Annotated in this window: 20 protein-coding genes and 1 pseudogene; 5 read left to right on the forward strand and 16 right to left on the reverse strand. The window is 73.3% G+C overall.

Annotation, left to right across the window (positions count from 1 at the left end; all coding sequences use genetic code 11):
- The 5 genes from IRQ30_RS07635 to IRQ30_RS07655 form a co-directional block, all read right to left on the reverse strand.
- The coding region (locus IRQ30_RS07635) for a hypothetical protein (protein ID WP_193612355.1) at nucleotides 1-1,653 on the reverse strand (1,653 nt) is incomplete at its 3' end.
- Nucleotides 1,654-1,735: 82 nt separating this feature from the next.
- Nucleotides 1,736-2,998 carry a glutaminase gene (locus IRQ30_RS07640; protein WP_193612356.1) on the reverse strand — a complete coding sequence of 421 codons (1,263 nt, stop codon included), beginning with the start codon at nucleotides 2,996-2,998 and terminating at the stop codon, nucleotides 1,736-1,738.
- A 1-nt stretch (nucleotide 2,999) separates the two neighbouring features.
- Nucleotides 3,000-3,194, reverse strand: a complete 195-nt coding sequence (locus IRQ30_RS07645) for a hypothetical protein (RefSeq protein ID WP_193612357.1) — start codon at nucleotides 3,192-3,194, stop codon at nucleotides 3,000-3,002.
- Between the two features lie 13 nt (nucleotides 3,195-3,207).
- A complete protein-coding gene (locus IRQ30_RS07650; protein ID WP_338089611.1) occupies nucleotides 3,208-4,800 on the reverse strand; it encodes a long-chain-fatty-acid--CoA ligase in 1,593 nt (530 codons plus the stop codon).
- A 21-nt stretch (nucleotides 4,801-4,821) separates the two neighbouring features.
- Nucleotides 4,822-6,903 (reverse strand): MMPL family transporter, encoded by a 2,082-nt coding sequence (locus IRQ30_RS07655; RefSeq protein ID WP_193612481.1) that lies wholly within the window; start codon nucleotides 6,901-6,903, stop codon nucleotides 4,822-4,824.
- Between the two features lie 53 nt (nucleotides 6,904-6,956).
- On the opposite strand from IRQ30_RS07655, the gene IRQ30_RS07660 reads away from it, so the two are divergent.
- A complete protein-coding gene (locus IRQ30_RS07660) occupies nucleotides 6,957-7,418 on the forward strand; it encodes a MarR family winged helix-turn-helix transcriptional regulator (RefSeq protein WP_193612358.1) in 462 nt (153 codons plus the stop codon).
- A gap of 5 nt (nucleotides 7,419-7,423) precedes the next feature.
- On the opposite strand, the gene IRQ30_RS07665 is transcribed toward IRQ30_RS07660, so the two are convergent.
- Both IRQ30_RS07665 and IRQ30_RS07670 read right to left on the reverse strand, forming a co-directional pair.
- Nucleotides 7,424-7,837 carry an SRPBCC family protein gene (locus IRQ30_RS07665; protein WP_193612359.1) on the reverse strand — a complete coding sequence of 138 codons (414 nt, stop codon included), beginning with the start codon at nucleotides 7,835-7,837 and terminating at the stop codon, nucleotides 7,424-7,426.
- The gene (locus IRQ30_RS07670) at nucleotides 7,837-8,727 is read right to left on the reverse strand and encodes a phosphoribosylaminoimidazolesuccinocarboxamide synthase (protein ID WP_193612360.1); all 891 of its coding nucleotides are present in this window, start codon (nucleotides 8,725-8,727) and stop codon (nucleotides 7,837-7,839) included. Before IRQ30_RS07670 ends, IRQ30_RS07665 begins: the two co-directional genes overlap by 1 nt.
- Before the next feature lie 82 nt (nucleotides 8,728-8,809).
- Between IRQ30_RS07670 and IRQ30_RS07675 the strand changes: the two genes are divergently transcribed.
- Entirely contained in the window at nucleotides 8,810-9,802 is a 993-nt protein-coding gene (locus IRQ30_RS07675; RefSeq protein WP_193612361.1) for a sulfotransferase family protein, read from the forward strand.
- On the opposite strand, the gene IRQ30_RS07680 is transcribed toward IRQ30_RS07675, so the two are convergent.
- Nucleotides 9,775-10,662, reverse strand: coding sequence for a glycoside hydrolase family protein (locus IRQ30_RS07680; RefSeq protein WP_193612362.1), 888 nt, complete (start codon nucleotides 10,660-10,662; stop codon nucleotides 9,775-9,777). The genes IRQ30_RS07675 and IRQ30_RS07680 overlap by 28 nt on opposite strands.
- Before the next feature lie 116 nt (nucleotides 10,663-10,778).
- On the opposite strand from IRQ30_RS07680, the gene IRQ30_RS07685 reads away from it, so the two are divergent.
- Nucleotides 10,779-11,393, forward strand: coding sequence for a hypothetical protein (locus tag IRQ30_RS07685; protein WP_193612363.1), 615 nt, complete (start codon nucleotides 10,779-10,781; stop codon nucleotides 11,391-11,393).
- Complete coding sequence (locus IRQ30_RS07690; RefSeq protein WP_338089612.1) at nucleotides 11,374-12,861, forward strand: MFS transporter; 1,488 nt, start codon at nucleotides 11,374-11,376, stop codon at nucleotides 12,859-12,861. The genes IRQ30_RS07685 and IRQ30_RS07690 overlap by 20 nt, the downstream gene beginning before the upstream one ends.
- Here IRQ30_RS07690 and IRQ30_RS07695 read toward each other — a convergent pair.
- Complete coding sequence (locus tag IRQ30_RS07695; RefSeq protein WP_193612364.1) at nucleotides 12,767-13,387, reverse strand: antibiotic biosynthesis monooxygenase; 621 nt, start codon at nucleotides 13,385-13,387, stop codon at nucleotides 12,767-12,769. The genes IRQ30_RS07690 and IRQ30_RS07695 overlap by 95 nt on opposite strands.
- Before the next feature lie 67 nt (nucleotides 13,388-13,454).
- Between IRQ30_RS07695 and IRQ30_RS07700 the strand changes: the two genes are divergently transcribed.
- Nucleotides 13,455-14,057 (forward strand): carboxymuconolactone decarboxylase family protein, encoded by a 603-nt coding sequence (locus IRQ30_RS07700; protein ID WP_338089613.1) that lies wholly within the window; start codon nucleotides 13,455-13,457, stop codon nucleotides 14,055-14,057.
- Between the two features lie 10 nt (nucleotides 14,058-14,067).
- Here IRQ30_RS07700 and IRQ30_RS07705 read toward each other — a convergent pair whose 3' ends face one another.
- The 7 genes and pseudogenes from IRQ30_RS07705 to purD all read right to left on the reverse strand — a co-directional run bounded on the left by IRQ30_RS07705 (nucleotide 14,068) and on the right by purD (nucleotide 20,310).
- Nucleotides 14,068-14,787 carry an SDR family oxidoreductase gene (locus tag IRQ30_RS07705; protein ID WP_338089614.1) on the reverse strand — a complete coding sequence of 240 codons (720 nt, stop codon included), beginning with the start codon at nucleotides 14,785-14,787 and terminating at the stop codon, nucleotides 14,068-14,070.
- A 123-nt stretch (nucleotides 14,788-14,910) separates the two neighbouring features.
- Nucleotides 14,911-15,285: a hypothetical protein gene (locus IRQ30_RS23290; RefSeq protein WP_227467249.1), complete on the reverse strand. Its 375-nt coding sequence runs from the start codon at nucleotides 15,283-15,285 to the stop codon at nucleotides 14,911-14,913.
- Between the two features lie 57 nt (nucleotides 15,286-15,342).
- Nucleotides 15,343-15,684 (reverse strand): annotated as a pseudogene (locus tag IRQ30_RS24355) (N-acetyltransferase family protein); the annotation flags it as partial.
- A gap of 60 nt (nucleotides 15,685-15,744) precedes the next feature.
- Nucleotides 15,745-16,971 carry an HNH endonuclease signature motif containing protein gene (locus IRQ30_RS07715; RefSeq protein ID WP_193612368.1) on the reverse strand — a complete coding sequence of 409 codons (1,227 nt, stop codon included), beginning with the start codon at nucleotides 16,969-16,971 and terminating at the stop codon, nucleotides 15,745-15,747.
- A 377-nt stretch (nucleotides 16,972-17,348) separates the two neighbouring features.
- Nucleotides 17,349-17,636 carry a DUF1330 domain-containing protein gene (locus tag IRQ30_RS07720; RefSeq protein ID WP_193612369.1) on the reverse strand — a complete coding sequence of 96 codons (288 nt, stop codon included), beginning with the start codon at nucleotides 17,634-17,636 and terminating at the stop codon, nucleotides 17,349-17,351.
- A 2-nt stretch (nucleotides 17,637-17,638) separates the two neighbouring features.
- The gene (purB, locus tag IRQ30_RS07725) at nucleotides 17,639-19,057 is read right to left on the reverse strand and encodes an adenylosuccinate lyase (RefSeq protein ID WP_193612370.1); all 1,419 of its coding nucleotides are present in this window, start codon (nucleotides 19,055-19,057) and stop codon (nucleotides 17,639-17,641) included.
- The gene (gene purD, locus IRQ30_RS07730; RefSeq protein ID WP_193612371.1) at nucleotides 19,054-20,310 is read right to left on the reverse strand and encodes a phosphoribosylamine--glycine ligase; all 1,257 of its coding nucleotides are present in this window, start codon (nucleotides 20,308-20,310) and stop codon (nucleotides 19,054-19,056) included. The genes purB and purD overlap by 4 nt, the downstream gene beginning before the upstream one ends.
- Between the last annotated feature and the right edge of the window lie 26 nt (nucleotides 20,311-20,336).

Raw genomic sequence — 20,336 nt, forward strand, 5'->3', positions numbered from 1 at the left:
CGCCACCCGGACCACCGAGCGTGGCGGGACGGCGGACGAGCGCCGCAGCGGCCTCGGCGCCGATCCGGCGCGCACCATCACGTCGTCCTCCGGAGCGGGGGGCGGCAGCGGCGGCGGCGCGGCGGGCGGTGACTGCACGGCGCCGATGTCGCAGCCCGCGCCGGTGTCGCGCACCGCGCCGACCGCGTCCCGGTCGAGCAGGTCCCCCCACGTGACCCAGCGCTCCAGCAGCTGGCCGGACGGCAGCGGCGTGGGAAGCGCGGCGAGGCACGAGCCGCTCGGGATGCGGCCGCGCACGGGGCTGCCGTCGTACGGCGTGAGGACGAATCCCAGCGGGTCGTCCTCGAGCCGCGCGAGCATCGGGCTCGCTCCGCGGACGTCGGTGACGGACTCGAGGCCGCAGCTGTCGTCGGTGACGAAGTTGTGGCCGAGCGAGACGCCGTCGTAGACCCGGCAGCTGCGCCGGGTGGGGATGGTGTCGCCGGTGACCCCCTCGTACGCCGGCGGCCCGATGATCGACCCGAAGCTGCGCAGGGTCCCGGCGGCCGAGACGTCGCCCCCGACCGAGGCGATGTTGCGGGTGAGCGTGGAGGAGATGATCGTCGTGCGGCCGGCCGAGAGGACCCCGCCACCGGCGCCCTCGGAGTAGTTGTCGGTGACCGTGGCGTTGACCAGCGCCACGCTGCCGCGGGCCCAGATCCCGCCGCCGCCGTGGGCCACGGCGAGGTTGCGGGCGACGGTCGAGTTGACCACGAGGACGTCGGCCTCGCCGGCGATCGCCCCGCCGCGGTCGTCGGCGCGGTTGCCGATCACCGTGCTCTCCAGCACCGCGACGTCGCCGTCGACGGTGAAGATGGCACCGCCGGGACCGTCCGCCGCGCTGCCGTCGATGAGCGAGTCGACCACGGTCACGTCGCCGTCACCGTCGGCGTAGAGCGCTCCGCCGTCGCCGTCGGTGGTGTTGCCGTCGATGTGGGAGCCGACCACGAGGATGTCGCCCGTCGAGGCCACGGCACCGCCCGATCCGTCGACCAGGTTGGCGCTGAGGATCGAGTCGTGGACGCGCACGCCGCCCCGGCCGGCGTAGACCGCCCCACCGTCGTCGTTGGCGAGGTTGCCGTTGATGCGGCACCGGTGCACGGTGACCCGGCGCATCGAGAACACCCCGCCTCCCGCCTCCTCGGCGAGGTTCTGCCGGATGACGCAGTCCGACAGCAGCACCTCGCCGCGCGAGGCCAGCGCGGCGCCGGGCCCGTCGGCGCCACCGCGGGTCAGGATCACGTCGCGCAGGTCCAGGTGGCCGGTGCCGTCCTGGCGCAGGACGCGCTTCTCGAAGCACGACTGGCGCAGGCTGCGGCCGTGACCGTCGAGCACCAAGGCGTACGGCGACTCCCGGATCGGGTCGCCGTGGAGGCAGTCGCGCAGCACGATGTCGGCGCCGAGGTCGATGCGCCGTCGCAGCGGGTCGGCCCAGGCCGCGCGCAGCTGGGTCTCGGTCGTCACCCAGCCGGGAGGCACGGCCCCCGCGGACGAGGCGCCGCGCGCGGGCGGGAGGGCGTCGCCGACGCCGGTGGTCAGCGCCGAGGCCTGGCCGGCCAGGAGCAGGGACGCGAGAGCGAGGGTGCTCCACCGGGCGGGGCGTACCGCATCCACGAGTCCTCCTCAGGACTCCGACGGTACGCCGACGAGCCCCTCGCCGAGGGGATTTCGGCACGGCTAGGGGCTCGGACCCCTCTCAGCGGCTCCGCAGCACCCGGACCCGGACCCCGTCGCCGGCCTCCAGGTCACCCTCGGAGCGGTCGTCGGGGAGCGCCTCGAGCATGTCCTCGGGGTCGACCAGCGTGACCTCGTGGCCGTCGAGCACCAGGCGCCGCACCGCCTCGACCAGCATCCGCCGCCCCACGTCGCGCACCTCGTGGACGCGGGTGAGGTCGAGGACGACGGCGGACTCGGTGGGCGGCTCGTCGGCGAGGTAGCGCAGGACGCGCTCCATGCCCACGAAGTTGACCGAGCCCTGGAGCTCGTAGGCCCAGCCGTGCCCGGACCTGTCGCCCGGGAGCTCGGTGCGGCCGCGGACCAGGGAGCGCGCCGGCGGCGGCACCTCCATCAGGTGCATGCCCATGTCGTGGGAGAGGCGCTCGAAGACCTGGACCCCGCGCACGGAGTTGCCGTGCCGGTCGAGCCGCGGCGAGAACGTGGCCATGCCGACCTGCCCGGGCAGGGCGCCGATGAGGCCGCCGGCGACGCCGCTCTTGGCCGGGATCCCGACGCTGGTGAACCAGTCGCCGGCGGCGTCGTACATCCCGCAGGTGGCCATCACCGCCATCACCTGACGGGTCACGTCGTGCGGCACCACCCGCTCGCCGGTGATCGGCTGCACGCCGCCGTTCGCCAGGGTCGCGGCCATGACCGCCAGGTCGCGCACGGTGACGAGCAGCGAGCACTGCCGGGTGTAGCCCTCGACGACCTGCTGGGCGTCCTGCTCGACGATCCCGTGGCTGCGCAGCATGAAGGCGATGGCCCGGTTGCGGTCGGCGGTCTCGAGCTCGGAGGCGAACACCTGCTCGTCGACCTCGAGGTCGCGACCGGCGAAGGCCGAGAAGCCGCGGCGGACCGTCTCGTCGTCGATGAGGGCGTGCACGGTCAGCGCACCGGCGTTGATCATGGGGTTGAGCGGACGCCCGGTCCCCACCTCGAGCGACAGCTCGTTGAACGCGTCGCCGGACGGCTCCACGCCCACCTTCTCCAGCACCCCGTCGATGCCGTGCCGGGCCAGGGCGAGCGCGTAGGCGAAGGGCTTGGAGATGGACTGGATGGAGAACTCCACCGCGTCGTCGCCGACGCCGTAGACCGCCCCGTCGACGGTGGCCAGCGCCAGCGCGAACCGGTCGGGGTCGGCCTGCGCCAGCTCCGGGATGTACGCCGCCAGCTCGCCGCCGGCGTCACCGCCACAGGTGTCGAGGACCTCGGTGAGGTAGTCGGGGATCGGTGAGCGCACCTCAGCGCCTGCGCCCTCGGCCCTGGATGATCACGAAGGCCAGCGCGACGCCCAGGCCGGCGACGAGCGGCCCGATCGTCGCCCACGTGCGCTCCCCCGACATGGAGCTGCCGCCGAGGTAGCCCAGGCCCTGCAGCGTCCACAAGGCGCCGATCGCGACCATGAGGCCGGCTCCCGCCAGGCCCAGCGCCCTCATCGGGCCGCCACCGTCACGAGAGCTCGCGCTTGAGGATCTTGCCGGTCGCGGTCATCGGCAGCGCGTCGACGACCTGCACCTCCCGGGGGTACTTGTAGGCGGCCATCTGCTCCCTGCCCCAGGCCACGAGCTCCTCCTCGCTGACGCCGGCCTCGTCGTGCAGGATGACGACGGCCTTGATCTCCTCGCCGTGCGAGGGGTGCGGGACGCCGATGACCGCGGCCAGCGATACGGCCGGGTGGGTCATCAGGACCTCCTCGATCTCGCGCGGGTAGACGTTGTAGCCGCCCCGGATGATCATGTCCTTGGAGCGGTCGACGATGTAGTACCAGCCGTCGGCGTCGCGGCGGCCCAGGTCGCCGGAGCGGAACCAGCCGTCCTTGATGGCCTCGGCCGTCGCCTCGGGCCGGTTGTAGTAGCCCTTCATGATGTTGTGGCCCTTGATCGCGATCTCGCCGATGGCCTGCTCGGGGTCCTCGCCACCGTCGATCTCGTCCCACGACCCGGGCTCGAGCAGCGTCATCTCGACGCCGGGGATCGGCACGCCGATCGAGCCGGCGCGCACCTCCTCGCCGTACGGCGAGAAGCTCGCGACCGGCGAGGTCTCCGACAGCCCGTAGCCCTCGAGGATCGTCACGCCGAAGCGCTTCTGGAAGTCCTTGTGCACCTCCACCGGGAGCGCCGACCCGCCGGCCGCGGCGATGCGCAGGTTGCGGGCGATCTCCTCGACGTCGACCGAGCCGTCCAGCGCGCCCAGCAGCCCCCAGTACATCGTCGGGACGCCGGCGAAGAACGTCACCTTCTCGGTGATCATCGTCATCAGGGCCGGACCGGCCTCGAAGCGCGGCAGCATCACGACCGTGCCGCCGTAGGCGAAGGCGCCGTTCTGGATGACGGTCTGGCCGAAGGAGTGGAAGAGCGGCAGCACGCACAGGAAGGTGTCGGGGCGCTGCGCGTCGGCGCCGAAGAGGGCCTCGCCCGCGAGCGCGTTGTCGCGCATGTTGCGGTGGCGCAGCTCGGCGCCCTTGGGCTGACCGGTGGTGCCCGAGGTGTAGAGGATCACCGCGGTGTCGTCCTCGTCGGTCGGCACGGTGTCGAACGTCGTCGGCTGGCCGGCGACGGCCTGGCCGAACGTCTCGGCGCCCTCGAGGGGGGAGTCGGCGGCGGGGTCGACCGTGACGACGAAGAAGTGCTCGCAGCCCTCGGCCTGCTGGAAGCCGGCGAAGCCCTCGGCTCCGATCGGCAGGTCGCGGGTGCCCTCGAAGCAGAAGTAGGCCTTCACCTCCGCGTCGGCCAGGTGGTAGGCCACCTCGCGCCCCTTGAGGAGCACGTTGAGCGGCACGACGGTGGCGCCGGCCTTGAGGATGCCGAAGTAGATGATCGTGAGGTGCGGCAGGTTGGCGCAGCTGAGCGCCACCTTGTCGCCGGGCTGGATGCCGCGCGACACGAGCAGGTGGGCCACCTGGTTGGCCGCGCCGTCGACCTGCGCGTAGGTCAGCCGGGTGTCGCCCAGGACGACGGCCTCCCGCTCGGGGTACTGCTCGGTGCTGTGCTCCAGCAGCGTTGCCAGGTTGTACGTCGTCTCCGACACCGGGTCCTCCGTCACGTCGTCGTGGTCAGGCCCAACCTACTGACCGTCCCTGACCTCGTCACGGGAGAGCGCGCCGGGCCACCAGAAGCGTCGCCCCAGCAGCGCGACCAGCGCCGGCACCAGCACGCTGCGCACCAGCAGCGTGTCGAGCAGCACGCCGAACCCGACGATGACGCCGACCTGCGTCAGCACGATCAGCGGCAGCACGCCCAGGACGGTGAACACCGCGGCGAGCAGGATCCCGGCGCTGGTGATGACGCCGCCGGTGACCGCCAGCGCGACCGAGATCGCGCGCTTGGTGTCGTGCTGGGCGGCCTCCTCCTTGGCGCGGGTGGTGAGGAAGATGTTGTAGTCGACGCCGAGGGCCACCAGGAACAGGAAGCTCAGCAGCGGCACGCTGAGGTCGAGCGCCGGGAAGTCGAACCAGTGCGTGAACGCCCACCAGCTGGCCCCCAGGCTCGCCGCGAACGTCGCGACCACGGTGAGCACCAGCACGACCGCGGCGACGATCGAGCGGAGCAGCACCAGCAGCACGAGCAGGACGACGCCCAGGATCATCGGGATGATCAGCGCCTGGTCGCGGTCGGTGGCGGTCTGCGCGTCCAGCGACTGGGCGTCCGGTCCACCGACCAGCGCGTCCGGGTCGACGTCCTTCGCCGCGTCGCGGATCGCCTCGACGGTCGAGAAGGCGCGCTCGGAGCCGGGGTCGGCGCTGAGCACCGCGCTCAGCACCGTGGTGCCCTCGGCGGAGTCCTCGGGCTTCGGCGGCTCCACCCGGTCGACCCCGTCGACGCCGGCGACCGCGCGCCGTACGTCGTCGGCGGCGGCGTCGGGCACCAGGACCGAGGTGGGCTGGGAGGCCCCTGCCGGGAAGTGCTCGGCCAGCACCTCCTGGCCGGTGACCGACTCCGGCGTCGCCCGGAACTGCTCGGTCTGCGACAGGCCCGTCGTGAGCCCGGACAGGGGCAGGGCGAGCACGACCAGGGCCAGGAGGCCGGCGACCGACACCAGGACCGGGCGCCGGGTCACGCCGGCGGCGACCTTCGACCAGAAGCCGGTGCGCGTGGGGTCGTCCTGGCCGACGTGCGGCACGAACGGCCAGAAGAGGCGGCGCCCGAAGAGCGTCATCGCCGCCGGCAGCACGACCAGCGCGTAGAGGACGGCGACCACGATGCCGATGGCGCCGCCGTAGCCGATGTTGCGGCTGCTCGGACTGTCGGCGAAGCCCAGGCAGAGCAGGGCCAGCACGACGGTGCCGGAGCTGGCGAGGATCGCCGGCGCGGCCTGGCTCCAGGCGACCCGCATGGCGTCGTAGCGGCTCTCCTCGCGGCGCAGCTCCTCGCGGTAGCGGGCGATCAGCAGCAGGGCGTAGTTGGTGCCGGCGCCGAAGACGAGCACGGAGGTGATGCCGGTCGACTGCCCGTCCACGCTGAACGGGAAGACTCGGCTGGCGGCGTCGACGGCGGTGGCGGCGACCTGGTCGGCGACCCCGACGACCGACAGCGGCACCAGCCACAGCCAGGGGCTGCGGTAGGTGAGCAGGAGCAGGAGCGCCACGACGCAGGCGGTGGTGATGAGCAGCCGCACGTCGGCGCCGTCGAAGACCTTCGACAGGTCCACGGTGAAGGCGGGCCCGCCGGTGGCCCGGGCGCGCAGCCCGTCGGGCAGGTCAGCCGACGCGGCCTCGCGGATGGCGGTGACGGGCTCCTCGAGCTCGTCCTCGGGGGTGTCGGTGCGCAGCGGCACCCCGACGAAGGCGGCCTCGCCGTCCTCGGCGAAGACCGGGAACGCCTGCTGGCCCTCGGCGGCGAGCGGCTGCAGCTCGGCGACCTTGGCGCCGACGACCTCGCGGTCCTGGGCGGTCAGCTTCTCCCCGTCACGGTCGAAGACCGCGAAGACCGGCGTGAACTCCGAGGTGCCGAGCGACTCCTGGAGCACGCCGGCGCGGGCCGACTCGGCGCTGTCGGGCAGGTTGGCGGCGGCGTTGTCGCTCTCGTCGCCGGTGATGCCCGCGCCCAGCGCGAGGACCGAGAAGACGATCGCGACCAGGACGACGGCGCGGCTCGTCCACCGGCCGATCGGGACCCGCCGACTGGCTTTATTTCCATTGGTGAACATTTCCACCCTCGAAACAGTAGGCTGGCGTCGTGGACGGAGCAAGCCGGGAACCTATGCGTTCACCCGACGCCCTGCGGGTGACGCGGGCGCTGCGCGGGTTCGCCAACGAGTCCGAGCTCTACGTCGGGGCGGCGGGGCGCGAGGCCGAGATGCACCGCACGGACCTCACCGGCCTGGCCGTCGTCATGGACCGCGGCCTGCAGGGCGAGCCGCCGACCCCCGGCCAGATCAGCGCCGCCCTCCAGCTCAGCGCGCCCGCCACGTCCGCGATGCTCGACCGCCTGGAGCGCCTGGGCCACGTCGTGCGCACGCCCCACCCCTCCGACCGGCGCTCGGTCGTCGTGGAGGTCACCGACCACGCGATGCAGGTCGGCGGCGCGATGTTTGGCCGCCTGGCGGCCCACCTCCGTCCGGTCCTGGAGGAGCGCAGCCCCGAGGAGCTCGAGGTCATCGCGTCGTTCCTCGAGGAGGCCGTCACGGCCACCCGCACCGCCCGGGAGTCCCTGGCCGACTAGGCCGACTAGACCGACTGGGAGCGTCGCGCCAGGATCCGGCCGGCCTTGCGCAGGTCCGCCCGCACGGCGAGCGGCGCCAGCACGCCGAGCGCCCGGGCGGCCAGGGCGGCCGGGCCGCGGGCGGCGATCCGCATCGTCGGCTCGACCTCGCAGCCGCCCGGGGCGGGCGCGAACTCCAGGGTCAGCTCCGCCGACCACGACCGCCACGTGCCGCGCTCGGTCCAGCGGTGCGGGCGGTCCAGCTCGGTCGTCTCCATCGCGGGCCGCAGCCCCGGCGTCGTCACGTCGACCCAGCGCTGACCGACCGCGACCGGGCCGCTGACGTCCTCGACGCGGGCCAGGCTCGACTGCCACTGCGACCGGTGGGCGGGGTCGACCAGGTAGTCGAAGGCCACCTCCGGCGGCACGGGCAGGTGCATCAGAAGCGCTCGCCGGTGAGCAGCTCGTAGATCTCGACGTAGCGGGCGCGGGTGCGGTCGACGACCTCGGGCGGCAGCGGCGGCGGCGTGGCGCCGGACGCCTTGTCCCAGCCGGACTCCGGCGAGAGCGCCCAGTTGCGCACGATCTGCTTGTCGTAGGACGGCTGGGTCCGGCCGGGCTGCCAGTCGTCGGCCGGCCAGAAGCGGGAGGAGTCGGGGGTCAGCACCTCGTCGCCGAGGACCATCTCGCCCTCGCTGCCGGCGCCGAACTCGAGCTTGGTGTCGGCCAGGATGATGCCGCGCTCGCGGGCCACGGACTCCGCGCGCGCGTAGACGTCGAGCGTGAGGCGCCGTAGCTCGTCGGCGACGTCGGACCCGACCTCGGCGACCACCGCGGCGAAGGAGACGTTCTCGTCGTGGTCGCCGAGCGCCGCCTTCGTGGCGGGCGTGAAGATCGGCTCGGGCAGGCGGCTGCCGTCCTCGAGGCCGTCGGGCAGCGCGATGCCGCACACCTCGCCGGTGGCGCGGTAGTCGAGCAGTCCGGAGCCGGTGAGGTAGCCGCGCACGACGCACTCGACCGGGTACATGTCCAGGCGCCGGCACACGACCGCGCGCCCGCGCACCGCCTCGGGCACGTCGGTGGAGAGCACGTGGTGGGGCACCCCGAGCTGTCCGAACCACCACAGCGACATGCGGGTGAGGATCTCGCCCTTGTCGGGGATCGTGGTGTCGAGGACGTGGTCGAAGATCGACAGCCGGTCGCTGGCCACCATGAGCAGCTCGCCGGCGTACGGGCCGGAGTCGAGCACGTAGAGGTCGCGCACCTTGCCCGAGTGGAGCGGGGTGGCGCCGGGGATCGCGGGCGCCGCGGGGATGTTGAGGTCGGCCACGGCGTCAGCCTAGTGGCGAGCGCGGCGGGACCGTCCGCGCCGAGGCTTCCGTCGAATCTTAGTCACGTGACATAGTGGTGTTATGACCAGCGTGGTGGGGCCCGACTTCATCGTGATCGGCGCGCCGAAGGCCGGCACGACCGCCCTGCACGCGGCACTGACCCAGCACCCCGAGGTGCGGATGTCGCAGCCCAAGGAGCCCAAGTACTGGCTGTGCGACGACGCGCCGCCGCCGGCCTACCGCGGCCCCGGCGACGCGCACTCCCAGCAGGAGTGGCTGTGGCGGCGCGACGACTACGAGCGGCTGTTCGCCGACGAGGTCCAGGGCGTCGTCCAGGGTGAGAGCACACCGTTCTACCTCTGGCACCGCGCCGCCCACCGCCGGATCGCCGAGGGGCTGCCGGACGTGAAGCTGATCGCGGTCGTGCGCGACCCGATCGACCGGGCCTACTCCAACTGGATGCACCTGTGGTCCGACGGGCTCGAGCCGGTCGCCGACTTCGAGGAGGCGTTCGCGCTGCAGGACCGACGGGTGGCCGACGGATGGGCGCCGTTCTGGCGCTACCGCGACCTCGGCCGGTACGGCGCGCAGCTCGCCCACCTGCACCGCTTCGTCGACCCCGAGCGGGTGCTGGTGCTGCGCTACCGCGCGATCGTGGACGACCCGGCGGCGGCCGTCGACCGCACCTGCCGCTTCCTCGGGATCAGCCCGGGGATGGTCGACTCGATCCCGCGCGACAACTCCCACCCGTTCGTCGAGCCGGGCTGGCGACCGCGGGTGCTGGGCCCGGTCGTGCGCGCCGGCGCCTCCCTGGGGCAGTTCGTGCCGCCGCAGGTGTGGCGCCGCGCGAGCGCTCCGCTGATCTCCCGGCTCGCCGGGTCGGCCGCGGCGCACCGTCCGCTGCTCGCCCCCGAGGCGCGCGAACGGCTGATCCCGCACTTCGCCGAGGACATCGCCCAGCTGGCCGAGGTCACCGGCGAGAGCTTCGACGACTGGCTCTCGACCGCCAGCCGCGGCTCCTTCGCGCAGCGCGCCTCGCAGAGCGGTCAGCGCACGCAGGTCACGAGGTCGTGAGCCCCGTCGGGTCGCGCGGCCTCGACGTAGAAGCGGGTGCGCCCGTCGGGCAGCGGGACCGCCGCGGCGTAGCGGAACGCGCCGTCGCTGTGCGGGGAGGCGATCGGGGCGAGGTCGTCGGGGACCAGGCGGGTGCCGTCCCAGCGGGCCACGCCGGTCTGCTCGTACCAGTTGGAGGCGGCGTCGGCGCGGCCGTCGTACAGCACGGTCAGGGGTGAGCCCGGCAGCACCGCCGCGACCCGGGCGCCGCGCGCGTCCCACTCGCCGGGGCGGCCGGCCAGCACCTCGCCGTGGTCGGTCCACTCGAGCCCGTCGGCGCTCGTGAGCCGGCGACTCGTCATCCGGTCCTCGTGGCCGGCCTCGTCGAGCGGGTGGCAGCACAGCCACATCTCCCAGCCGTCGTCACCGACGGTGACCACCGGGTCCTTGACCGCCGTGTGCTCGTCGCCCGCCAGGACCACCTGCTGGTGGCCCGTCGACAGCTCCTCGACGGTGGGCGCCGTGAGGCTGTCGACCCACCAGTGCTTGGACCCCGGCGTCGCGCACGAGAGGTAGAGGCGCCAGCCGAGGCCGGGCACCGGCACCAGGACGGGGCGCTCGAAGGACTCCGCGCCGAAGGTGTCGCGGTGCACCCGGGTCACCGGATCGAACGTCACGCCGTCGTCGGAGCGGGCCACCACCACGGTCACCCCGCGGCCGTCGGTGAGCGGACGGCGCACCCGCCAGGTGAGCCAGAAGACGCCGTCGACGAGCACCGCGCTGGCGGCGCCGGCCCAGTTGCCGGGGCCCGCGTCGGGCGCGGGGACGACCACCTGGACGTCGTCGTACGACGGGAGCGGCACCAGCGCGGGGAGGGTCATGGACCCGATCATAGTCGAGCATTTCGATCGACTATGCGACGCGGGCCCGTGCGGGCGTCCCGACGGGTCCCCGGGGTCGATGCGTGCCGGCCCGGCGCGGGTGGCACAGTGGGCCCATGCCGGAGTCTGCCGCACAGGTCTACGCCCGCGTCGTCGCCGCCGTCGGACCCGACGGCCGCCTCCCGATGCCTCCGGCGGGCGGCTGGGACAACTTCCCGTGGACCGTCGCCGACGGTGCCGTGGTGCCGCGCGTGCTGCCGCCGCCGTCGGAGGAGGCGCCGCGCCACGGCGAGGGCGACCGGCCCTGCTCGTCGTGCGAGGGCTTCGACCCCGACCACGTGGTGTGGGAGGACGAGCGCTGGGTGCTGACCCACCCCGGCGGGCCCTCCGGGCTGCCGCTGGTCCTGCTGCTGCACACCCGCGAGCACCTCGACTACGGCGACCTCGACGACGACCAGGCCTCCGAGATGGGCCGGATCTCCAACCGGCTGGTGCGGATCATGGAGCACCTGCCCCACGTCGCGCGCGTGCACGCCAACCGCTACGGCGACGGCGCGTCGCACTTCCACCTGTGGTTCTTCGCCCGCACCGTCGGGCTCACCGGCGTGATCGGCTCCACCGCCCTGGAGTGGGACGCGATCCTCCCGCCGGTGCCGGAGGACGTCTGGCGCGCCGACCTGCACACGGTCGCCAGCAAGCTGGCCAACTCGGGTGGCGACGCCCGCGTCTGACGCCGGCCCTGCCCGCGACGCGGAGCAGGAGGAGGTCGCCGACCCGCGGCGCTGGCGCATCCTCGGGGTCTCGCTCGTCGTGGGCTTCATGTCCCTGCTCGACGTGTCGATCGTCAACGTCGCCATCCCCTCCATGCAGGAGGGCCTGGCCACGTCGGCCGGCACGATCCAGTGGGTCGTGTCGGGCTACGCCCTGACCTTCGGGCTGACCCTGGTCGCGGGAGGGCGCCTGGGCGACGCGTTCGGCCGTCGGCGGCTGATGCTCATCGGGCTGGCCGGCTTCATCGTCTCCAGCGCGGCGGTGGGGCTGGCGCCGAACGCCGCCCTGGTCGTCCTCGCCCGCCTCGCGCAGGGGGCGACGGCGGGGCTGCTCACCCCGCAGAACTCCGGGCTGATCCAGCAGCTCTTCCGCGGCCGCGAGCGGGCGCGGGCGTTCGGGATGTTCGGCTTCACCGTGTCGAGCGCCTCCGCGCTCGGGCCGGTCCTGGGTGGGCTGATCATCGCGGCCGCCGGCGAGGACGACGGCTGGCGCTGGCTCTTCCTGATCAACGTGCCCATCGGGCTCGTGGCGATGGTCGCCGTGGCGCGGCTCGTCCCGAGGCGCGAGCCCGGCGCCGCGCGCGACCCGGCCAACCGGATCGACGTACCGGGGGCGCTGCTGCTGGGCGCCACCGTCCTGTGCCTGCTCTACCCCGTCGTCCGGCTCGAGGGGGGCGAGCAGCTGCCGCTGGTGCTCCTCGCCGGCGTCCCGGCGTTCATCTGGGCGTTCGTCGCCTGGGAGCGGCACCTCACCCGCACCGGCCACGCGCCCCTGCTCGACCTCGCCCTGCTGCGCGAGCTGCCCGGCTACGTCAACGGCCTGGCCGTCGGCGCGCTCTACTTCACCGGCTTCACCGGCGTGCTGCTGGTCGTCTCGGTGCACCTGCAGGGCGACCTCGGCTACACGCCGCTGATGGCCGGGCTGCTGCTGATGCCGTTCGCCGTCGGCTCGGCCGTGGCCGCGCCGGTCGCCGGCCGTCTCGTCTCCGACGTCGGGCGCCGGATCACGGTGATCGCGCTGGTCGTGATGATGACCGGGGTGGCGGCCCTCGCGCTGCTGGCGCCGCACGCCGACCCGCTGTGGCCGGTGGCCGTCCCGGCGCTGCTGGTGGCCGGACTCGGCGGCGGTGCGGTCATCTCCCCCAACCTCACGCTGACGCTGACCGACGTACCCCCGCGGATGGGGGGTGCGGCGGGCGGGGCGCTCCAGACCGGGCAGCGCATCGGCTCCGCGATCGGCGCGGCGCTGCTGATGACCGTCTACGAGCTCACGCGCGACTCCGCGTCGAGCACGACCGCGCTCACCGCCGCGCTGGTCACCGCCCTGGTCGTCCTCAGCGTCGCGCTGGCGATGTCCCTGCTGTCGCTGCACCAGGAGCGCCGGCAGTCCCGCTCGACGGGTGCAGCCACCACGCCATCCGACGCGTGACCCACGGCAGCGCGACGTAGGTCATCACCGGCGTCATCACCAGGACCGAGAGCAGCACCCTCAGGGGCAGCACCAGGTCCGGCACCAGCCGGCTCGAGGCGACGTTGACCGCGACGCTCAGCGGGAAGAACACCAGGAAGATCACGCACGCCTGCTTCCACCGGGGCGGTGCGACCGGGGCCGGCGCCCGGTCGTCGCTGACCTCGCGCGTCTCCGGCTCGTCGAACCAGCCCTCGATGCCGGTGCGCTTCTCCACGCGCGACTCGACCACGCCCAGGCCGGCGGCCGAGGAGCGCCACCACTGCCGCTGGGGCGAGTGCTCCCACGCCTGCAGGGACTCGTGGTCGGCGAACCGGTAGAGCATGTGCCAGGTCTCGGAGTCCGGCTGCGGTCGCACCCAGCCGGCGCCGAGGAACCCGGGGAACCGCTCCGCCAGCCTGATCCCCGCCGACAGCCAGCTCACCATCTCCGGCTCGTGACCGGCCTCCAGGTGACGGGTGATGGAGACGGTCACGGGCTCGCTCATGGGCTCCATGCTCCCCTACCCGCGGAGGGGGTGCGCGAGGTGCGCCCGGTGCGGTGTCATGGGTCACGTGACCGCCTCCTTCCTGTCCGCACCACCCGTGACCGCGGCCGTCCAGGCCCTCTACGACGACGACGTCGACGACGTCGGCTACGTCATGAACCTCACCCACCTGTGGGCGCACCAGCCGGAGACGCTCGAGGGCCTGTTCGGGCTGCTGGGCCGGGTCGGCGCCGAGGGCGGGTTCAGCCTGCGCGAGCGCGGGATCCTCGTCGCGGCCACGGCCGCCTCGCTCGGCGACTCCTACTGCGCCCTGGCCTGGGGCTCCCGGCTCGGCAACGAGGCCGACCCGGTCCTCGCCGCCGGCGTGCTCCGCGGCACCGACGAGGGCCTCACCGCAGCCGAGCGCGCGATGGCGGCCTGGGCGCGCGCCGTCGCCACCGATCCCAACGGCACGACCGCCTCCGACGTGCAGGTGCTGCGCGACGCGGGCTTCGACGACGCCCGGATCTTCGCCATGACGACGTTCGTCGCCCTGCGCATCGCTTTCTCGACGGTCAACGACGCGCTCGGCGCCGCGCCTGACGCCGGCCTGAGCCGTACCGCGCCCGCCGAGGTGTGGGACGCGGTGACGTTCGGCCGTCCTGCCGCCGAGGACGACGCACCGGCCTAGGCGGGGCGGGTCAGCAGGCGGTGCCGCGGTCGACGGCGAGGACCGCGCCGGTGACGGACGCGGCCGCGTCGGAGGCGAGGTAGGCCACCGACTCGGCGATGTGCCGGGGCGGCATGAAGCCGTAGCGCCCGCCCGCGGTCTCGCTGAGCAGACCCCAGTCGAGGTCGGCACCGTCGTGCTCGGCCGCCGCGCCCATGGGGAGGTCGGTCTCCACTCCCCCGGGGCACACGGTGTTGACGCGGATGCCGTCCTCGGCCAGCTCGAGCGCCAGCGACTTCATCAGCATGATCACGCCGCCCTTCGACGCGCAGTAGGCCGCCTGGTACGGCTGGGCCCGCAGCCCTGCCACCGACGCGATCGTCACGATGTTGCCGCGGCTCTCGCGCAGCGCGGGCAGCGCGGCCTGGCTCATCAGCATGGGTCCCGTCAGGTTGACGGCGAGGTGCCGCTGCCAGGTCGCGAGGTCCAGCTCCCCGAACCGGCGGAACTGGTCGATCCCCGCCACGTTGACCAGCACGTCGAGGCCACCGAGCTCGGCGACCGCTTCGGCGACGGCGTCGGTCACCGACCCCGCGTCGCCGACGTCGCACGGCCGCACCCCGTCGGCCTCGCGGAGGTCGACCCCGACGACGCGTGCCCCCTCCTCCTCGAGCAGCTCGACCGTCGCCCGCCCGATCCCGCCCGCCGCCCCGGTGACCAGTGCCCGCCTGCCCTCGAACCGTGCCGTCACGTCGCGCTCCGTCCTCGTCGATGACGTCCCCCTCCGAGCCGCCGCGGGCATCCTCGCACCGCTGAGGACTCAGCAGTCGTTGGTTGAGGAGGTTGCGCTGGCAACCGTCTCGACACCAACGCCTCAGGACGACAGCGCCTCCGGCGTCCACGCCACCCATCCGAACGACCCCGCGCCCGCGGGCCGCTCGGACACGTCGTCGTCCGGCTCCGGCCCCTCCTCCAGCGTCAGCCACCACCCGTCGTCACTCCGGTCGTGCTCCGCCCAGACGCCGTCGGACCAGCCGCGCCCCCAGTCGCCAGCTCCGCCCGTGCTGGAGGTCGCGACCCACTCGCCGTCGACCCGACGGAAGTGCTCGAGGTTGATGTCGGCCCCGTCGCCGTTGGCGTCGATCACCGCGGCCCCGCGGTCGCCGAGCGTGCCCACCGCGCGCACGACGGCGTACCGACCGTCCCACCCACCGGCCTCGATCACGGTCCGCGCGTCCAGGTCACTCATCCCACGATCGTCCCAGTCCGGGCGCCGTGACGGCGAGAGGACGGCTTGGTGGTAGCCGGCCTCGACCAGACCCTCCACCGCGGCGTCCATCAAGGCACGCCCCAGACCTCGGCGCCAGGCGCGTGGCAGGACCGCGATGGTGTCCAGCTCTCCGAGCCCGGGGTCGATCGGATCTCGACTCGGACCAACCCCCGCGAAGCCCACGACCCCGACCTCGTCCTCGACGAGCCACCAACGATTCCCGCGTGCGGTCAGGTCCTGTCTCCATCGGAGCACTTGGCTGCGGTTCAGCACGCGCGGTGGTGCCACCCCGGCGAAGGCCTCATTCCACGACGCCACATAGATGCTTGCGACGTGCACCGCGTCCGCGGGAGTGACGCGTCGCATCGAAGAGCGCATCGTCCGAGTGTCGCAACGGGGCGGAACGTGCGCCAGATGGATCGTGCTGGCCGTCAGGTCTCACTCCCGCTTGTGGAAGGAGACCTTGCCGCCCTCGTGGTGGGTGACTCCGTAGCCGGGGTGATGGATCAGCGTGTGGTGGCGGGGGCAGAGCATCGCGCCGCGCTCGACCGAGGTGTCGCCGCCCTGGGACCAGGGGTCGAGGTGGTGGGCGTGGCACCAGGCCGACGGCCGATCGCAACCCAGGGCGATGCAGCCGCCGTCGCGCACGGCCATGGCGATGCGCTGGGCCTTGGTGTGGAAGCGTCGTCTGCGGCCGACGTCGAGGACCTGGGACCTCCCGCCGAGGACGACGGGGATCACGCCGGCCTCGCACGCCATCGTGCGGGCGAGGCTGGGGCTGATGCGGGTGCCGGTGTCGAGCTGCGCGGCCTTGAGCCCACCCATGAGGGTTTCGAGGGTCATGGTGACGACGACGGTGGCGTCCATGCCGGCGGCTTTGGGGAGCTTGTCTACGGGGTAACGGTCGACGTACTCGATGAACGCCAGCCCCATCCCGTGCGGCGTGGATCCCTCGCCACCGGCCTTGGGTGAGGCCAACGCTTGGAGGGGCTTGCGGAGCTTGTCGGCCTCGTGGGTGGGCATCGAGAACCGGCCGTAGGTGGTGCCGTGGCCGTCGTCGTGCATCGTGAACCTGGCCTTGGCTCGGGCCTGGCGCTCCTGGGCCTCGAGCTGCCTGGCTTCTTCTGCTTCGCCGACCTCGGGGGCGACGACGTCGAGGACCTGCTTGCCGAGGACCCGTAGGCGGATGGCGTCGAAGTGCTCGGCCTCGCCGAGGAGGTGGTCACGCGCTTGGGTCCTGATCGCGGTGCCGACGTCGTCGGGCAGCGCGTCGACGGCCTCGACGATCACCTTCGCCTGGTCGGCCAGGACATCACCGCGGCTGAGTGCGTCCTCGACCGGTGGGTGGGCTTCGAGGGCTTTGCCGAGCTTGGTGAGGGCCGCGGCGTCGCGTGAGGTCATGTGCGTCTCGTGGGCCAACCAGGCGGCTGCCGAGGTTGCGCCTTGGGCGGCGCCGACCTCGGTCCGCTCGGCCTGGACGGCGGTCTTGAGGGTGAGTGCGGCGAGGCGGGCGTTGAGGCGGGTCTCCTCTAGCAGCGCCAGTGCTGCTTCCTCTTTCGTCAGGGACCACAGGGGCTGGTCGGCGACGGTGTCGAGCTCGGCGTGAGCGTGTGCCATGGCGACGAGCAGGGGGTGGCTCGGCGGGTGGGTGGCGGGGCTGCTCATGGGACTACTCAAGCAGCCGCCACCGACAGTGGTGCCCTGTCAGGAGGCGGTTGTCCACAGGGTGTGGAGCATGGGTGGCTTTCTTTCTTGGATTTTACTTTCGGTGGTCGGTGGGGTGGTTTCGAGGCTCGCTGCGCTCGCACCTCAACCACCGTGGTCGCCGCCTGCCTCAGCTCACCGGGTCTCGACGGGCGTTCGTCGCTGGCGCTCCTCACTGCTCGACCACCGGAGGGGTGGTCACCGCCTGCCTCAGCTCACCGGGTCTCGACGGGCGCTCGTCGCTGGCGCTCCTCACTGCTCGACCACCGGTGGGGTGGTTTCGAGGCTCGCTGCGCTCGCACCTCCACCACCGTGGGCGACGACCGGAGGTGTGGAGGTCAGACGCCGGGGACGATGCGGAGGTCGCGGACGGCTCCGCCGTCGAGGGCGTCGAGGGCGGCCCGGTAGGCCGGGCTGTCGTGGGCGGCGCGGGCGGCGTCGACGGAGTCGAAGGAGATCAGGACCGAGCGGGTGGTCTCGCCGGCCTCGTAGGTCTGCTCGGGCATGCCGCGGGCCAGGAAGGTGCCGCCGGCGCCCTCGAGGGCGGGGCCGGCGAGCTTCGCGTAGGCGGCGAGCTTGGCCTCGTCGGTGATCTCGCGGTAGAGGCTGATCCAGTAGGCGGTCATGGCTACAGGATCGCGCCCGGCGTGTAGGCGGCTGCGGCCGGGTGGCGCTCGGCGAGCTCGGCGACCCGGCCCACCACCGACCGGGTCTGGCGCACCGCGGCGCCGGTGAACGTGATCGGCTCCGCGACCAGCGACGACAGCTGCTCGGCCGTGAGCCCCAGGCGCGGGTCGGCGGCGAGCCGGGCGAAGACGTCGTTCTCGGCCTGGCCGCGGCGCATGTCGAGCGCGACGCCGACGGCGGCCTCCTTGATCGCCTCGTGCGCGGTCTCGCGGCCGACGCCGTTGCGCACGGCGGCCATCAGCACCTTCGTCGTCGCGAGGAACGGCAGGTAGCGGTCGAGCTCGCGCTGGATGACCGCGGGGAACGCACCGAACTCGTCGAGCACGGTGAGGAAGGTCTGGAACAGCCCGTCGGCGGCGAAGAACGCGTCGGGCAGCGCCACCCGTCGTACGACGGAGCAGGAGACGTCGCCCTCGTTCCACTGGTCACCGGCGAGCTCGCCCACCATCGAGAGGTAGCCGCGGGTCACGACCGCCAGGCCGTTGACGCGCTCGCAGGAGCGGGTGTTCATCTTGTGGGGCATCGCGGACGAGCCGACCTGGCCCTCCTTGAAGCCCTCGGTGACGAGCTCGTTGCCGGCCATCAGCCGGATCGTGGTGGCGAGGTTGGAGGGGCCGGCGACCAGCTGCACCACCGCGGAGAGCACGTCGAAGTCCAGCGAGCGGGGGTAGACCTGGCCGACCGACGTCAGCATCCGGTCGAAGCCGAGGTGCGTGGCGACCCGCTGCTCCAGCTCGTCGAGCCGGGACTCGTCGCCGTCGAGCAGGTCGAGCATGTCCTGGGCGGTGCCCATCGGGCCCTTGATGCCCCGCAGCGGGTAGCGCCGCAGCAGGCCCTCGATGCGCTCCACGCCGATCAGCAGCTCGTCGGCCACGGTGGCGAACCGCTTGCCGAGGGTGGTCGCCTGGGCCGCGACGTTGTGCGAGCGACCGGCCATGACGGTGGTCTCGTGCTCGGAGGCCAGCCGGGCCAGGCGCACGAGCGCGGCGACGGCCCGGTCGCGCAGGATCTCCAGCGACTGCTTGAGCTGCAGCTGCTCGACGTTCTCCGTCAGGTCGCGCGAGGTCATGCCCTTGTGGATGTGCTCGTGCCCGGCGAGCGCCGAGAACTCCTCGATCCGCGCCTTCACGTCGTGACGGGTGATCCGCTCACGAGCGGCGATCGACGCGAGGTCGACCTGGTCGACGACGCTCTCGTAGGCCTCGACGACCCCGTCGGGCACCTCGATCCCGAGGTCGCGCTGCGCGCGCAGCACCGCGATCCACAGCTGCCGCTCGAGCACGATCTTGTGCTCGGGCGACCAGATCGCCGCGAGGTCGGCGCCGGCGTAGCGGGTGGCGAGGACGTTGGGGACGCTCATGCGGGTTCCGTTCCTGGTGCGGCGGACGCGGCGATGTCGGTGCGGTGCTGGGCACCCGGGAAGTCGAGCTCGCCGACCCCGGCGTACGCCGCGTCGCGCGCGGCGGCCACCGAGTCGCCCGTCCCGACGACGGCGAGCACGCGGCCGCCGGCCGTGACCAGGTCGTCGCCGCGCAGGGCGGTGCCGGCCTGGATGACGTGCACGCCCTCGCGGGCCTCCGCGGCGTCGACGCCGGCGATCACGTCGCCGGACGAGGACGACTCGGGGTAGCCGCGGCTCGCCATCACCACGGCCACGGCGGCGCCGGGCCGCCACGTCGGCGCCGGCACGTCGGCCAGCGAGCCGGTGGCGGCGCCGAGCAGCAGGGGCGAGAGCGGGGCGTCCAGCAGCGCGAGCAGCGCCTGGGTCTCCGGGTCGCCGAAGCGCGCGTTGAACTCCACGACGCGCACCCCGCGCGACGTCAGCGCGAGGCCGGCGTAGAGGAGGCCGGTGAACGGCGTGCCGCGGCGGTCCATCTCGTCGACGGTGGGCTTCAGCACGGTCGCGAGCACCTGGGCGACCAGGTCGGCCGGCACCCACGGGAGCGGCGTGTAGGCACCCATCCCGCCGGTGTTGGGGCCCTCGTCGCCGTCGCCGATGCGCTTGAAGTCCTGTGCCGGAAGCAGCGGGTAGACGGTGGTGCCGTCGGTGATCGCGAACAGCGAGACCTCGGGGCCGTCGAGGAACTCCTCGATCACCACGCGCTCGCAGGACGTCGCGTGGGCGAGCGCCTCGGCGTGGTCCATCGTGACGACGACGCCCTTGCCCGCGGCGAGCCCGTCGTCCTTCACGACGTACGGCGGTCCGAGCTCGGTGAGCGCGCGCTCGGCCTCGTCCTCGTCGGTGCACACGAAGGAGCGGGCGGTCGGCACGTGGGCGGCGCTCATGACCTCCTTGGCGAAGGCCTTCGACCCCTCGAGCTGCGCGGCGGCGCCGGTCGGGCCGAACACCGCGATCCCGCGGGCGGTGACGGCGTCCGCGACGCCGGCGACCAGCGGCGCCTCGGGCCCGACGACCACCAGGTCGACGCCCAGGCGCTCGGCGAGGTCGGCGACCTGCCCGCCGTCCATCGCGTCGACGTCGTGCAGCGTCGCGTGGGCGGCCATGCCGGGGTTGCCCGGGGCGGCATGGACCTCGTCGACGCCGGGGTCGAGGTCGAGGGCGCGGACCAACGCGTGCTCACGGCCACCGGTCCCGATCACGAGAGTCTTCACGGGCACCCAGCGTAGTGCCGCCGGGA

Source organism: Nocardioides lijunqiniae (assembly GCF_015024225.1).
GTDB lineage: Bacteria > Actinomycetota > Actinomycetes > Propionibacteriales > Nocardioidaceae > Nocardioides > Nocardioides lijunqiniae.

Bases quoted from the DNA above. Each gene is read 5' to 3' on its own strand.
- IRQ30_RS07720 (WP_193612369.1), bottom strand. From the start codon at position 17,636: ATGACCGCCTACTGGATCAGCCTCTACCGCGAGATCACCGACGAGGCC.
- IRQ30_RS07645 (WP_193612357.1), bottom strand. From the start codon at position 3,194: ATGAGGGCGCTGGGCCTGGCGGGAGCCGGCCTCATGGTCGCGATCGGC.
- IRQ30_RS07695 (WP_193612364.1), bottom strand. From the start codon at position 13,387: ATGAGCGAGCCCGTGACCGTCTCCATCACCCGTCACCTGGAGGCCGGT.
- IRQ30_RS07680 (WP_193612362.1), bottom strand. From the start codon at position 10,662: ATGACCCTCCCCGCGCTGGTGCCGCTCCCGTCGTACGACGACGTCCAG.
- IRQ30_RS07685 (WP_193612363.1), top strand. From the start codon at position 10,779: ATGCCGGAGTCTGCCGCACAGGTCTACGCCCGCGTCGTCGCCGCCGTC.
- IRQ30_RS07655 (WP_193612481.1), bottom strand. From the start codon at position 6,903: ATGTTCACCAATGGAAATAAAGCCAGTCGGCGGGTCCCGATCGGCCGG.
- IRQ30_RS07665 (WP_193612359.1), bottom strand. From the start codon at position 7,837: ATGCACCTGCCCGTGCCGCCGGAGGTGGCCTTCGACTACCTGGTCGAC.
- IRQ30_RS07675 (WP_193612361.1), top strand. From the start codon at position 8,810: ATGACCAGCGTGGTGGGGCCCGACTTCATCGTGATCGGCGCGCCGAAG.
- IRQ30_RS23290 (WP_227467249.1), bottom strand. From the start codon at position 15,285: ATGAGTGACCTGGACGCGCGGACCGTGATCGAGGCCGGTGGGTGGGAC.
- IRQ30_RS07660 (WP_193612358.1), top strand. From the start codon at position 6,957: ATGCGTTCACCCGACGCCCTGCGGGTGACGCGGGCGCTGCGCGGGTTC.
- IRQ30_RS07715 (WP_193612368.1), bottom strand. From the start codon at position 16,971: ATGAGCAGCCCCGCCACCCACCCGCCGAGCCACCCCCTGCTCGTCGCC.
- purB (WP_193612370.1), bottom strand. From the start codon at position 19,057: ATGAGCGTCCCCAACGTCCTCGCCACCCGCTACGCCGGCGCCGACCTC.